The organism is Schauerella aestuarii (genome assembly GCF_009866805.1).
GTDB classification, from domain to species: Bacteria; Pseudomonadota; Gammaproteobacteria; order Burkholderiales; family Burkholderiaceae_B; genus Schauerella; species Schauerella aestuarii.
Genome location: NZ_SIZW01000041.1, coordinates 20626 through 33779 on the forward strand (window position 1 = coordinate 20626; position 13154 = coordinate 33779).

At 62.3% G+C, this 13154-nt stretch carries 13 protein-coding genes; 10 read left to right on the plus strand and 3 right to left on the minus strand.

Annotation, left to right across the window (positions count from 1 at the left end):
* Nucleotides 1–94 precede the first annotated feature (94 nt).
* The 3 genes from dsbD to EYW45_RS11070 all read left to right on the plus strand — a co-directional run bounded on the left by dsbD (nt 95) and on the right by EYW45_RS11070 (nt 3590).
* Nucleotides 95–2182, plus strand: a complete 2088-nt coding sequence (dsbD, locus tag EYW45_RS11055) for a protein-disulfide reductase DsbD (RefSeq protein WP_235939043.1) — start codon at nt 95–97, stop codon at nt 2180–2182.
* A 184-nt stretch (nt 2183–2366) separates the two neighbouring features.
* Entirely contained in the window at nt 2367–3053 is a 687-nt protein-coding gene (locus tag EYW45_RS11065; protein WP_161136206.1) for a helix-turn-helix transcriptional regulator, read from the plus strand.
* A gap of 165 nt (nt 3054–3218) precedes the next feature.
* Nucleotides 3219–3590 (plus strand): VOC family protein, encoded by a 372-nt coding sequence (locus EYW45_RS11070; RefSeq protein ID WP_161135472.1) that lies wholly within the window; start codon nt 3219–3221, stop codon nt 3588–3590.
* Nucleotides 3591–3615: 25 nt separating this feature from the next.
* Here the strand turns inward: EYW45_RS11070 and EYW45_RS11075 are convergent, their stop codons facing one another.
* Entirely contained in the window at nt 3616–4476 is an 861-nt protein-coding gene (locus EYW45_RS11075; protein WP_161135473.1) for a LysR substrate-binding domain-containing protein, read from the minus strand.
* Nucleotides 4477–4593: 117 nt separating this feature from the next.
* Here EYW45_RS11075 and EYW45_RS11080 point away from each other — a divergent pair, with 117 nt between their 5' ends.
* The 7 genes from EYW45_RS11080 (at nt 4594) to EYW45_RS11110 (ending at nt 11339) form a co-directional block, all read left to right on the plus strand.
* Nucleotides 4594–5178 (plus strand): cysteine dioxygenase family protein, encoded by a 585-nt coding sequence (locus EYW45_RS11080; protein ID WP_161135474.1) that lies wholly within the window; start codon nt 4594–4596, stop codon nt 5176–5178.
* Between the two features lie 5 nt (nt 5179–5183).
* Nucleotides 5184–6365 carry a cystathionine beta-lyase gene (gene metC, locus EYW45_RS11085; protein ID WP_161135475.1) on the plus strand — a complete coding sequence of 394 codons (1182 nt, stop codon included), beginning with the start codon at nt 5184–5186 and terminating at the stop codon, nt 6363–6365.
* Between the two features lie 142 nt (nt 6366–6507).
* Nucleotides 6508–8145 carry a rhodanese-like domain-containing protein gene (locus tag EYW45_RS11090; RefSeq protein WP_161135476.1) on the plus strand — a complete coding sequence of 546 codons (1638 nt, stop codon included), beginning with the start codon at nt 6508–6510 and terminating at the stop codon, nt 8143–8145.
* 83 nt (nt 8146–8228) lie between these two features.
* The gene (locus EYW45_RS11095; protein ID WP_161135477.1) at nt 8229–9065 is read left to right on the plus strand and encodes an ABC transporter substrate-binding protein; all 837 of its coding nucleotides are present in this window, start codon (nt 8229–8231) and stop codon (nt 9063–9065) included.
* Between the two features lie 37 nt (nt 9066–9102).
* Nucleotides 9103–9798, plus strand: coding sequence for an amino acid ABC transporter permease (locus EYW45_RS11100; protein ID WP_161135478.1), 696 nt, complete (start codon nt 9103–9105; stop codon nt 9796–9798).
* A gap of 2 nt (nt 9799–9800) precedes the next feature.
* Nucleotides 9801–10493: an amino acid ABC transporter permease gene (locus EYW45_RS11105; RefSeq protein ID WP_161136207.1), complete on the plus strand. Its 693-nt coding sequence runs from the start codon at nt 9801–9803 to the stop codon at nt 10491–10493.
* A gap of 45 nt (nt 10494–10538) precedes the next feature.
* The gene (locus tag EYW45_RS11110) at nt 10539–11339 is read left to right on the plus strand and encodes an amino acid ABC transporter ATP-binding protein (RefSeq protein WP_161135479.1); all 801 of its coding nucleotides are present in this window, start codon (nt 10539–10541) and stop codon (nt 11337–11339) included.
* Nucleotides 11340–11435: 96 nt separating this feature from the next.
* Here EYW45_RS11110 and hemB read toward each other — a convergent pair whose 3' ends face one another.
* Both hemB and yihA read right to left on the minus strand, forming a co-directional pair.
* Nucleotides 11436–12452: a porphobilinogen synthase gene (hemB, locus tag EYW45_RS11115; RefSeq protein ID WP_161135480.1), complete on the minus strand. Its 1017-nt coding sequence runs from the start codon at nt 12450–12452 to the stop codon at nt 11436–11438.
* A complete protein-coding gene (gene yihA / locus EYW45_RS11120) occupies nt 12449–13072 on the minus strand; it encodes a ribosome biogenesis GTP-binding protein YihA/YsxC (RefSeq protein ID WP_161135481.1) in 624 nt (207 codons plus the stop codon). Before yihA ends, hemB begins: the two co-directional genes overlap by 4 nt.
* Nucleotides 13073–13154 lie beyond the last annotated feature (82 nt).

Below are 13154 nucleotides of genomic sequence, written 5' to 3' on the forward strand. Positions count from 1 at the left end.
AGGATGCATGTCGAGTCGGGTTCAACGTTTGTCCGTGCCGCCGGTTTTGTCGCGCCTCGGCGCGGGCAGGGTGCGCCTTTCGGTGACGTCGCTCATGGCGATGCTGGTGCTGACAGTGCTGGCTTTGTTCGCCGCGATGTCTGGCGCGCGGGCGGAAGACGGTTATCTGGATCCTGAGCAGGCGTTTGTCTTCAGTGCCGACATGGTCGATCCCAATACGGTCGAGGTGCGCTTTGCGATTGCGCCTGGCTATTACATGTATCGCGACCGCTTGCACGTGAGCGTGGTGCCGCCCGGCGATGCCGAGCTCGGCGCGCCGCAGTTTCCCGAGGGCATCGTCAAGTACGACCCGACCTTCGAACAGAACATGACGGTGTATCACGACCGTCTGCCCGTGCGCATTCCGATTGAACGCGGGACTGGACCGATCACGCTCAACGTCAATAGTCAGGGCTGTGCCGATGCAGGGCTTTGTTATCCGCCGATGGATAACCGCGTGGCCGTGACGCCTGTGGCCGGTGGGTACGAGATCGACGCGGCATCGCGTGCGCAGTTTGAGAAGAACCTGCGCGCGGCGCCTTCGCAAGCGTCCGGCGGCGCAGGCCTGGGCAGCTTGTTGAGCGCCGGCGATATCGGCTTGGCCGATGCAATCGGTGGACTGGGCATTTGGCAGACAGCGGGCGTGTTCTTCCTGCTTGGCCTCTTGCTCGCGCTTACCCCTTGTGTGCTGCCGATGATTCCCATTGTTTCGGCGATCGTGGTTGGCGCGAGCGGGCGCGCAGCAGACGCCGGCGTGGCAGCGCCAAGCCGCGTGCGCGGGTTCGGTTTGGCGGCGGCGTATGTCGTGGGCATGTCGGTGGTGTACACCGCCTTGGGTGTCGCGGCGGGATTGAGCGGTGTCGGGCTGGCGGCGTGGTTGCAGACGCCCTGGGTGCTGACGCTGTTTGCTGTCTTGCTGGCCTTGCTGGCATTGGCGATGTTCGGCGCCTTTACCTTTCAGATGCCGGGCGGCGCTCAGGCGCGCCTGTCCGCCTTGGCTGCGAAGGTGCCGGGTGGCCGTGTGACCAGTGCGGTCGTGATGGGCGCGATTTCGGCCTTGATCGTGGGCCCCTGCGTGGCGGCACCCTTGGCGGGTGCATTGCTGTACATCTCGCAGACCGGCGATGTGATGTTGGGTGGCGCAGCACTTTTCGCCATGGCGTGGGGCATGGGCGTGCCGCTGCTCGTGGTGGGTGCGGCGTCGCAGGCCTGGCTGCCGCGCGTGGGGCAATGGATGAACGACGTAAGTCGTCTGTTCGGCCTGCTGCTGCTGGCGACGGCCTGGTGGATGGTGCAGCCCATCGTGCCCACCTGGATCATGATGCTGGGTTGGGCGTTGCTGGCATTGGTGAGCGCAGTCATGTTGCGGGCATTTGACGCGCTGCCGCCGCAAGCGGGCACGGCGCGGATGTTCGGGAAAGGACTGGGGTTGTTGTTTGCGTTGGCCGGCATGGCACTGGTCGTCGGCGTGGCGAGCGGTGGTCGGGACGTGCTGCGGCCCCTGGCGCAGTTTGCGCAAGGGAGCGCATGGGACGGGGCGAGCGACGTCGCTTACGCGCCTGTGAACGCAGGGACGAGCGTCAACGCCGGCACAGGCACGAGCACTGGCACCGGCACTGGCACTGGCACTGGCACTGGCACCGGCGCTGGCGCCGGTACTGCTTCAGGCACTGGTGGACTGCAGGCGCTCGGTCTTCCCGGAAAAACGGCCGGCGCGCTGCCGCCGGGCGCATCGCTCGCGGCGTCGGGGCTGCCCAAACAGGGACCTGTCGCTCAACCGGGTAAAACCGCCTTTACGCGGGTGAAGACCTCGGCGGATCTCGATGCGGTTCTCGCACGGGCCGATCGGCCCGTCATGCTCGATTTCTATGCCGACTGGTGCGTGTCTTGCCACGAGATGGAACGGTTTACGTTTGGCGATCCTGCCGTCGCCGCACGCTTGCGCGGGTTTCATCTGGTGCAGGCCGATGTGACGGCCAATGACCCCGACGATCGCGCCTTGCTCAAGCGGTTCAAGCTTTTTGGGCCGCCCGGCATCATGTTTTTCGATCCCAAAGGCGAGTATCTGGTGGACGCCCGCGTGATCGGCTTCCAGGACGCCAAGCGCTTTGCAGCCGTGCTCGACCGGGTCGCCAATCGCTGAACGTCGATCTTTGCTCGGACGGCGTTGAGCACAAATCACTGACCGCCACCCGCCGACGGATGAACAGCGATCCTCCACCATCCCCCATCGATCACCCGCCACCGCCGAGACCTACCGCCAGCCGGCAATAACCGATCGTCGGTCAATGACCGCTCGCCGCCGGTCCAATTCGATCCCGCTCAACATGTCACGCGCGCACCGTCTCCTCGAACTTATTCAGTTGCTGCGCAATCATCGCTATGCCGTGCCTGGAGCCACGTTGGCCGATCAGCTTGGCATCAGCGTGCGTACGCTCTATCGAGATATCGCCACCTTGCAGGCGCAGGGTGCCGATATCGAAGGCGAACCGGGTCTGGGCTATGTGCTCAGACCGGGATTCATGTTGCCGCCGCTCATGTTTTCGGCTGAGGAAATCGAGGCAATCGTTTTGGGATCGCGCTGGGTTGCCGAGCGTGGCGATCCGCGCATTGCCGAGGCCGCGCGGCAAGCGCTGAGCAAAATCGCAGCAGTGTTGCCTTCGGAGGTGCGCGAGGATCTGGAGACGTCGGCCCTGCTCGTGGGGCCGTCCAGCGAGAATGCCTTCGACGCTGTGGACGTCGCCGCCATCCGGCGAGCCATTCGTACCGAGCGCAAGATCACGATCGGTTATCGCGACTCGAAGGGCGTGGTGTCCGCACGTACGATCTGGCCGTTCGCGATGGGCTATTTCGATCATGTGCGCATCGTCATGGCATGGTGCGAGAGCCGTGATGACTTCAGGCATTTTCGTGCGGATCGAATCCATACGATGGCAGTCGAGGAAAGCCGCTATCCACGCCGCAGGCAAGCGTTGTTGAAGGCTTGGCGTGCCGTGCAGCAGGTCCAGCGCTAGCGCGGCTATCTTGGCAACCTGCCTGCCAGGTCGCTGTGCGTATCGCGCACTGTGCACTGCACGCCGCCTGAACACTACTGACAGAATCTGGTCGTCCACGTCCCTAGGATGAGAAGTGTTGAAGCTGCATGTGCCGCTTCGTTTTCAACCTCTCGGAGACGCTCCATGACCGATCCCACACTCATCATTCTTTACGTCGATCAGCCCGAAGATAGCGGCCGCTTTTATGCCAACCTGCTCGGGCGGGCGCCTGTCGAAAGCTCTGCTACCTTCGTGCTTTTCAAGCTCGATTCGGGCGTGAAGCTGGGGCTGTGGTCGCGGCACACGGTTGAGCCTGCAGCAAGTGCCGCCGGCGGTGGCGGGGAACTGGCCATTCTGCTCGATCGGCACGACGCCGTTGATGCGACGTATGCAGACTGGACGCAGCGCGGCCTGAAGATGCTTCAGCAACCTGCCGATCTCGATTTCGGACGCACGTTCGTCGCGCTCGATCCCGATGGCCATCGATTGCGCGTGTATGCCATGAGCGACGCGTAACCGCCCTGGGCTTGGCCGCCGGCGCTCACCCCTGATTGAGCCCCATATTGGTCTTGAGCAATTCGTAGATGTAGCGCGTGACAGGATTGATGATGTCGGGCCGCATCCACAGGAAGTAGGGCACGTCGGGTAGATCCGGCAGCCCATCGGCCTCGCCGAGCACCCGCATGTCGGGCCCAAGCAGCTCGATGCTGCGCGCCGTGACGCCCAGGCCGGCGCGCACGGCGGCTTTGATGCCGATCAGATTGGGTGCCAGATAGTTGATGTGCCACGGCGTGCGCGATTGCTCCAGGGCCGTCAGCGCCAGGCGCCGGAAGATGCTGGGCTCGTCAGCGAGGATCAATGGCACCGGAACCGTGGGGTCATGAACGTAGGACGCAGAGCAGAGCCACACGGTGGGCGAGGTGCGCAATACGACGCCTTCGAAGGCCTGTTCGAACCGCGTGGATATCGTGAGATCCAGTTCGCCCGCGCGTAGCGCATCCATCAGGAACGGGCTGCGCTCGGCGCGGATCTCGAGTTTGACGCGCGGTGTCGAGCGCGCAATGTGCGTGAGCAGCGTGGGAAGAATGGTGTCGGCCACATCCAGCGGGGCGCCGACTCGCAACACACCTTCCAACTGAATATCCTGCAGCGCGCGCAGCGCTTCGTCATTGATGGCCAGCATGTGCTGTGCATAGTCCACGAGGCGCGTGCCGTGACTCGAAAGCCGCTTGTTTCGCCCGTGTTTCTCAAAGAGCGGCCGGTCGAAAACGGCCTCCAGACGCTGCATCTGTTGGGTGATGGCCGACTGGGTTTTGTGCAGCTTCACTGCAGCCTCCGAGAACGTGCCGGTGCGAGCGACCACGACGAATGTACGCAGCAAATCGAGGTCCAGATTGCGCATCGGGTTAACCCTTTCTATTAGCGATGCTTATGTTTAGTTCGGGCAATTTAAATTGTCATGCCAGTTTCATCTGTCTAAAGTAGCCGAAATTACTGGCATCCAACTCGGAGATTGACGATGAGCACGGCGCATCCCCACCAGGAAGAAATCTCGACCGCGATCGAAAGCATTAGGGAAACGATACAAACGGATGGTCTGAATCGCGAAAGCCTCGATCACGTGCTGAAGCATCTGATCGGCTTGGCGGGGCATAAGGAATGGTGGGGTGCCGATCGGTATCCAGGGCCCGACGGCGACGATCGCCAAGCCCGTTACATGATCAGCGAAGATGCCGACAACGGCTATGCGCTTTACCTGAACGTCATGCGTCGTGGCAACAAGATCGTGCCGCACAATCACACGACCTGGGCCTGTATCGCCGCTGTGGAAGGCGTCGAGAAAAACTACGTTTACGACCGCATCGACGATGGCGCTATCGAAGGACGTGGCGAGTTGAAGCAGGCAGACATCGTCGTGGTCGAACCCGGTACCGGTATAGCCTTGATGCCGGAAGATATTCACGCGGTGCAGATTGAGGACGAAGAAATCCGCCATCTGCACATGTATGGCCGTGCCCTTGAAACGCTCGATCGCCGCATCGGATTCGATCTGGACGCGGGCACCTGCCGCATCATGCCGATCGGCGTGAAAACGCGGCGTTGAACGACATGGCTGACACGCTCAAACCCGCCACGCGCCTGCTGCGCGCCGGCCGTCCCCATCGTGGATGGGTGAATACGCCCGTCAGCCGCGCCAGTACGTACGTGTTCGACAGCGTGCAGCATTGGCGCGATACGCGGTCGCGGCGCGAACAGGAGCGATTGCTGTCCTATGGCGCCCGCGGCACCGACAGCACGCACGCACTCGAAGATGCACTGGTGGAACTGGAAGGCGGATACCGCGCCAAGCTTTATCCCACCGGACAGGCTGCGATTGCAGTGCTGTTGCTGGCATATCTCAAGACGGGCGATCATGTGTTGATCACGGATGCGGTATACGAACCGGTGCGCCGATTTTGCGCCCAGCATCTGACGCGGCTCGGTATCGAATACACCTTTTATCTGCCGGATGGCAGCGATATCGAAGCCAAGGTGCAGCCGAACACGCGACTGCTTTACGCTGAAAGTCCGGGCTCGCTTGTGTATGAGATGCTGGACCTGCCTAAATGGGCCGACTGGGCGCATGCCCGCGATTGTCTGGTGGCCGTGGACAACACGTGGGGGGCGGGCTTGCTGTATCGCCCGTTGGCGTTAGGTGCCGATATTTCGGTGCAGGCCGCGACGAAGTATCTTGGCGGACATGCAGACGTGGTGATGGGTGCAATCGTCACCACACAACGGTCCTGGGAGCCGCTGGAGCGCGCAAGCGTGGACTTTGGCCAGACCGTCGGCGCCGACGACGCTTTTCTCGTGTTGCGCGGCATCCGGTCGTTGCCCTTGCGTATGGCGGGTCATGAACGCAATGCACTGCATGTGGCGACCTGGCTTCAGCAGCGGCCGGAGGTGGCGCGTGTGCTTTGTCCCGCACTGACGGGAGATCCCAGCCACAGCTTGTGGCAGCGCGACTGCACTGGCACGAATGGTTTGTTGTCGATCGAGTTCGCCTCCGGTATCACCACTGCCGATGTGGAGGCGATGATCGACGCTTTCGCCCTCTTCGGTCTGGGGGCCTCTTGGGGCGGCTTCGAAAGCCTTGTCGTTCCGATCAATATGAATAACGCGCGCTCGGTCTCCGACTGGTCCGGTCGCGGCGCGTTGTTGCGTCTTCATATCGGACTGGAAGACCCGTCCGACCTCACCGCCGATCTGGAGCAAGCCATGATGCATCTCAAGCACCGCGCGGCAGCATAGCCGCCTGATGCGCCGGACGTCTCGCTGCGCCTAGGACCTCCTGCGCATCCGGCGTCCCGCACTCCCCGTTCACGCGTACGAAAGGCCTGCGTCGGCAGGCGGCCTCGTCACGCCCGTCCATTTCCTTTTCGATGACTCAAGCATGAATCCTCCCCCCCGTTCCATCTCGTCCACATCGTCGCCAGCGGCCAAAACGGTGTCGTCTGATCGGCTCAAGCAGTGGTTGCACGATGGCGATGAAATCGCCTTGCTCGATGTGCGCGAGCATGGCCTCTATGGCGAATCGCATCTGTTCTACGGTGTGAATGCGCCGTATAGCCGGTTGGAGATCGAGGTGCCGCGTCTGGTGCCCAATCGTGCAACGCGTGTCGTGGCCTACGACCAGGGCGACGGGGATGACGTGGCCATGCGCTCGGCGCAGCAACTGATGGCCCTGGGCTATCGGAATGTGAGCGTGCTGGCGGGCGGCATTCAAGCTTGGCGGGATGCCGGGATGGCGTGTTTTGCAGGGGTGAATGTGCCAAGCAAAACCTTTGGCGAACTGGCCGAAGAGGTCTATCACACGCCGCGCATCAGCGCGACTGATCTGGCGGCCAAGCTGGCACGCAAAGAGAACATGGTGATTCTCGATGGCCGGCCTTTCGCCGAGTTCAGGAAGATGAACATTCCGCAGGCGGTGTGCTGCCCCAACGGTGAGTTGCCGTTGCGCATCAATGCCCTTGCCGCCGATCCGAATACAACGATCGTGGTCAATTGTGCGGGACGCACGCGCAGCATCATCGGTGCGCAGACATTGATCAATCTGGGTATTCCCAATCCGGTGTTCGCATTGGAGAACGGTACGCAGGGGTGGTACCTCGCCGATCTCGAGCTGGAACACGGTGCGGACCGCCGCTATCCCGACGCGCTGGATCCCGATCTCATCCGCGTTCAGCGTGAGCGTGCCGAACGGATGGCAGAGCGCTTCGGGGTGCCCACCATTACGTCCGGGCAGATCGAGACCTGGCTCGGGGATACCACCCGCACCACCATGCTGTGCGACGTGCGTACACCCGAAGAGTTTCGCGCCGGCAGTCTGCCTGGCGCCCAGCATACGCCCGGGGGGCAATTGATTCAGGCGACCGACCAGTATGTAGGCGTGCGGGGTGCGCGGCTGGTGCTTTTCGATAGCGACGATGCACGCGCGCTTGCCGTAGCGAGTTGGTTGCGGCAAATGGGCTGGGATGCTTGCGTGTTGGCAGGTGGCCTGCAAGCAAACCTTCGCACGCCGTCGTTCGCGGAGCCGCCCGCTGCACGGTCGCCGCTCAGCGATGCCGCGTTGCCCGTCCTCACGCCCGAAGCGTTGGCCCGGGCGCGCGCCACCGGCGCAGTGGTCGTGGATGTGCGACCCAGCATGACCTTTCGCACCGCCCACATCGACGGCGCCGTCTGGTCGATCCGGCCGCGACTGGCGCAACTCGCGCTCGCTGAAAGCGATGACATCGTGCTGGTCGGTGACGAGGCCGCCGTTCTGCGTCTGGCTGCGCACGAATTGATCGGAAGCGGTCTGAGCAACGTCAGCATCAGCATCGGCTCGCCGGAGATGTGGCAGAACGCCGGACTGCCGATCGTTGCCGATGCGAACACGCCGCCGGATGCGGCGTGCATCGATTTTCTCTTTTTCGTTCACGACCGCCACAACGGCAACAAGGCGGCGGCACGTCAGTACCTCGCATGGGAAACGGATCTCGTCCATCAGATCGACGAGCAGGAGCGTGCCGTGTTCCGTTTTCCGCAGTAAGCCATACGGCGTGCAGGGCCACGCCGTGGCATCTGAATCGTTGCGTTCACCCCGAAGATCTCCAACAATCAAGAGGAAAGAAGATGATCTCTGTTCAACGGAAAGTGTTGCTCGTCAGCGTGTTTGCGCTGAGCGGCCTGGCGGCATCGCCCGCCGCCATGGCCGATCGGCTGGCCGATATCAAGGCGCGCGGTACGCTCATCTGCGGGACGCAGAACGCCAGCGCGCCGTATGCGTTTCAGGATTCCGCCACACGCAGTTTCGTGGGCTATGACGTCGACATGTGCGCGGCTCTGGCCCGTGGCCTTGGCGTGAAGCTGGAGCACAAGCCGCTCTCCACTGAGGCGCGCATTCCGGAGCTGAAGATGGATCGCGTCGATGTGGTGGCGGGGGCGATGGCTTATCTGCCCGAGCGCGCCGAACAGGTCGACTTCAGTGCGCAGTATCTGCAAGGTGCCATCAAAGTGCTGGTGAAGAAAAGCGCGGGCATCAAGACACTGGCCGATCTTGGCGGCCGCAAGGTGTGCGCCTCCAAAGGCTCGAGTTCGGCGGCGATCGCAAGCCGGGTGCTCGCGAAGTCGCAGGTACTCACTTTCCAGGATGTGTCGTCCTGCTATCTGGGCCTGCAGAACGACAAGGTCGAAGGCTTTACCGCGGGTGAACTCGTGCTCAAGCGTTTCGAGATCGATTCGGCCAAGTCCGGCGAGGCGACGGTATTGCTCGATGAGCCCACCTACGTCGAACACATCGGCCTCGTCGTCAACAAAGGCAATCCAGCGCTGCTGGCTGCGTTGAACAAAGTGCTGGTCGACATCGATCGATCGGGCGAACTCGACCGCACATACAACAAATGGTTGGGTGCCGATTCGATTTACAAGCTCACCCGCACGTTCAAGGTCGAGCCCGTCACCGCGCAATAACACTGCAAGGAGGGGCGTGCGTGCACGCCCGCCAAACATGGCATTTGATTTTGCGTTTCTCGCGTCGGGCAATTACGGCGCCCTCATTCTGGGCGGCGTACTCACGACGCTGCGGTTGTTCGCATCGAGCTGGGTATTGGGATTCATCGTGGCGCTCGTGCTGGTCGGGTTGCGCGGCGTCCCGTTGCGGCCGTTTCAGTGGGTGATTTCGCTCTTCATCGAATACCACCGCAACGTGCCCACGGTGGTGCAGATCATGGTCTGGTACTTCGGCATGCCGCAGATTCTGCCGCGCGAGGTGCGTCTCTGGCTCAACCATGGCGATACCGAGTTTCTGTTTGCGTTGATCGCCCTGTCGTTGAACGTCAGCGCATTCATGGCTCAGGACATTCTGTCGGGCGTGCGCGCGATACCCGCCACGCAAGTTGAAGCGGCACGATCGGTGGGGCTGGGCGCCTTTGCGGCTTTGCGCTACGTGATTTTGCCGCAGGCGATTCGCGTGGCCGTGCCGCCCCTGGTGAACCGGTCGTTGATCCTGTTCAAGGACACCAGCCTGGCGATGGTAATCGGCGTGGGCGAACTGACCTATCAGGTGCGGGCGATCGAGAACCTCACCTTCCGTTCGTTTGAAGTGTTTGCCGTGGCGACCGGTATCTATCTCGCTGCCGCATTGATGCTGATGGCTGCTGGCGCCACCTTCGCCAAGCGCTTTCCAGCCGACTTCAGGAGTTGATGATGCTCGATATTCTGCATCAGTATGGCGTGATGTTCTTGATCGGCTCCTGGCCCAACGGCCCGATCGGCGGCTTTGCGGCGACGTTGATTCTGGCAGGGTTGGGCTTGGCGTTGTCGTTTCCGATCGCAGTGATCCTGGGGCTGGCTCGCCTGAGCCCGATCAAACCGCTGAGATGGGCAGCAAGCGCCTGGGTGATCGCTTTTCGCGGCGTGCCGTTGGTGATGATCATCTTCTGGGCGTATTTCGTGGTGCCGTTATTGACGGGCACCACGGTGCCGGCGTTTCTGACGGCGTTGTGCGCCATCGTGGCGTACGAGTCGGCTTTCCTGGCCGAGATCGTGCGTGCCGGCATCCAAGGCCTGCCTGGTGGGCAGACCGAAGCGGCGCGGGCCTCCGGATTGTCGTATGCGCAAACGATGCGGCATGTGGTGCTGCCGCAGGCTTTGACCAATATGTTGCCGTCGCTCGTCAATCAGTTCGTGTCCACGATCAAGGCGACGTCGATCGTGTATGTGATCGGCGTCAACGAAGTGACGTTTGCGGCGCAGCAGGTCAACAGCATTGAACTCACGCATGCGCTGCAAACCTATCTGATTCTTGCGGGCTTTTATTTCGCGGCCTGCTATGCCCTATCGCAGTTGGCGCAGGGACTTGAACGACGTTTGGCAAAGCGGCGTCTCGGCTTGGCATGAACGGGCGCGGCGCCATGCGGCCGCTCGACACGAGGAGAATACGACATGCTTGAATTTTCGAATGTAGACAAGTGGTACGGCGAATATCGCGCACTCGATGGCATCAACGCGAAGGTGGCGGCAGGGGAAGTCGTGGTGGTATGCGGACCATCGGGCTCGGGCAAGTCGACCATGATTCGCACCGTCAACCGACTTGAACCCATCCAGGGAGGCGTGATCCGCGTGGCGGGCCGGGACGTGCATGATCGAGGATGCGACATCAATGCGCTACGGGCACGCATCGGCTTCGTCTTTCAGCAGTTCAACCTCTTTCCGCATTTGTCCGTGCGCGAAAACGTGATGCTCTCGCCGGTGAAAGTGGGCGGCATGCGTCCTGATGAGGCCGAAGCGTTGACGCGCGAACTGTTGGAGAAAGTGGGCCTTGCACACAAGATCGATGCGATGCCGGCCAATCTGTCGGGCGGCCAGCAGCAGCGGGTGGCCATTGCACGTGCGTTGGCGCAGCGCCCGCCCATCCTGCTGTTCGACGAGCCGACCAGCGCACTGGATCCTGAGATGGTCGGCGAAGTGCTGACGGTGATGAAAGAACTTGCCCGCGATGGCATGACGATGTTGGTCGTGACGCACGAAATGGGCTTCGCCCGCGACGTGGCGGACCGCATCTGGTTCATGGATCAGGGCCGCATTCTGGAAGATACGACGCCGCAGGCCTTCTTCACCGCACCGGCCCATCCCAGGGCGCAACGGTTTTTGAGCGATGTGTTGCGTACTGAGGATGTGCCGGAATCGATGGTGCCTGGAGCGCAGATCGCCCAGGCGGATCATGCGGCGACATGTGCCGCTTGATCGTGTGTACTGCACAGCATTAAGGGCGCTGGCCACCGCCCGCGCAGCGGCAGGCAGGATCAAGCGCCGTACGGGGCGTGCGGCCGCGCCTGTGCCTTAACGCTGCGCCTTCAGCAACCGCGCCGCGTCCATGGCGAAGTACGTGAGGATGCCGTCGGCACCGGCGCGTTTGAACGCCAGCAAGGCTTCCATCATGACCTTGTCGTGATCGAGCCAGCCGTTGGCGGCAGCGGCCTTGAGCATGGCGTATTCGCCGCTCACCTGGTACACGAAGGTGGGTGCGCGGAAGGTATCCTTTACGCGGCGCACCACGTCCAGATACGGCATGCCGGGCTTGACCATGACCATGTCGGCGCCTTCCCGCAGATCGCCGGCCACTTCGCGCAGCGCCTCGTCCAGATTGGACGGGTCCATCTGGTAGGCCATCTTGTTCGACTTGCCCAGATTGGTGGCCGAGCCCACCGCGTCGCGGAAGGGGCCGTAAAAAGCGCTCGCATACTTGGCCGAGTAGGCCATGATGCGGGTGTGGATCAGATCTGCACCTTCGAGCGCCTGACGGATGGCGCCGATGCGGCCGTCCATCATGTCGCTGGGGGCGACGATGTCGACCCCGGCCTGCGCCTGCACGATGGCTTGCTGCACGAGCAGCTCGACCGTGGGTTCGTTGATCACGTAGCCCTGATCGTCGATCACGCCGTCCTGGCCGTGGCTGGTGTACGGGTCGAGCGCCACATCGGTCAGCACGCCCAGTTCGGGAAAGCGCTTTTTCAGTTCGGCCACCACGCGCGGGATCAAGCCGTCGGGGCGGGTCGCGGCGATGCCGTCGGGCGTTTTGATGGCCGGATCGATCACCGGAAACAAGGCCATCACGGGGATGCCGAGCGCCACGCACTCTTCAGCCACCGGCAGCAGCGTATCGAGCGAATAGCGCACGACGCCGGGCAGCGATCCCACGGCTTGCTGGATGCCCTTGCCCTCGGTGACGAAGACGGGATAGATGAAATCGTCCGTACAGACCTGGTTTTCGCGCACCAGACGGCGCGTGAAGTCGTCACGGCGCAGCCGGCGGGGGCGCGCGTTGGGGAAATCGGCGGAAATGAGATGCGGATTCATGGTACGACCTGTGGAGAAATCCAGTTTTCGATGCCGACGGCGGCCTCTTCCAGTCCAATGCGATTGGTGGCGGAGAAGGGGACGACGTGCATGGCGCCGATGTCGGCCAGTTCTTTCTTGACCTTGAAGACGGCGAGCTGACGCTGGCCGTAAGGCAGTTTGTCGGCCTTGGTCAGCAGCGTGAGCACCGGCCGCTTGGTGGGGGCGATCCAGTCGGCCAGGCGGCGATCGAGGTCGGTCACGCCACGGCGGATGTCCACCAGCAGCACGATGCCGGCCAGCGATGTGCGGTCGCGCAGATAGCCGCCGAGAATATCACCCCATTTGTCGCGTTCGCGCTTGGCAATCGATGCATAGCCGTACCCGGGCAGGTCGACCAGATAGCCGAGATGCGCTTCGGGATCGAGCGGATCGGGCAGGCCGAACATATTGATCAGGCGCGTGCGGCCGGGCGTTTTACTGGAAAAGGCCAGGCGGCGCTGATTGGTCAGCACGTTGATGGCGCTGGATTTGCCGCAGTTCGATCGGCCAACGAAGCACACCTCCGGCGCGCCGGGAGGGGGAAGCTGGTCGAGTTGGGCTGCCGATATGGCAAAGGATGCGCGAAATAGAAGGGACACTAGGGGGCCAATACAAAGGGAGTGCAGTCCCTATTGTATAATCGAGCGTTTGTTAATGGGTCTTCCCGTATTGTGAAATCAA

Excerpts from the sequence above, each read along its gene's own strand:
- EYW45_RS11090 (WP_161135476.1), top strand. The coding sequence starts at position 6,508 with ATGAATCCTCCCCCCCGTTCCATCTCGTCCACATCGTCGCCAGCGGCC.
- EYW45_RS11095 (WP_161135477.1), top strand. The coding sequence starts at position 8,229 with ATGATCTCTGTTCAACGGAAAGTGTTGCTCGTCAGCGTGTTTGCGCTG.
- EYW45_RS11075 (WP_161135473.1), bottom strand. The coding sequence starts at position 4,476 with ATGCGCAATCTGGACCTCGATTTGCTGCGTACATTCGTCGTGGTCGCT.
- EYW45_RS11070 (WP_161135472.1), top strand. The coding sequence starts at position 3,219 with ATGACCGATCCCACACTCATCATTCTTTACGTCGATCAGCCCGAAGAT.
- EYW45_RS11065 (WP_161136206.1), top strand. The coding sequence starts at position 2,367 with ATGTCACGCGCGCACCGTCTCCTCGAACTTATTCAGTTGCTGCGCAAT.
- dsbD (WP_235939043.1), top strand. The coding sequence starts at position 95 with ATGGCGATGCTGGTGCTGACAGTGCTGGCTTTGTTCGCCGCGATGTCT.
- EYW45_RS11100 (WP_161135478.1), top strand. The coding sequence starts at position 9,103 with ATGGCATTTGATTTTGCGTTTCTCGCGTCGGGCAATTACGGCGCCCTC.
- hemB (WP_161135480.1), bottom strand. The coding sequence starts at position 12,452 with ATGAATCCGCATCTCATTTCCGCCGATTTCCCCAACGCGCGCCCCCGC.
- EYW45_RS11110 (WP_161135479.1), top strand. The coding sequence starts at position 10,539 with ATGCTTGAATTTTCGAATGTAGACAAGTGGTACGGCGAATATCGCGCA.
- EYW45_RS11105 (WP_161136207.1), top strand. The coding sequence starts at position 9,801 with ATGCTCGATATTCTGCATCAGTATGGCGTGATGTTCTTGATCGGCTCC.
- metC (WP_161135475.1), top strand. The coding sequence starts at position 5,184 with ATGGCTGACACGCTCAAACCCGCCACGCGCCTGCTGCGCGCCGGCCGT.
- EYW45_RS11080 (WP_161135474.1), top strand. The coding sequence starts at position 4,594 with ATGAGCACGGCGCATCCCCACCAGGAAGAAATCTCGACCGCGATCGAA.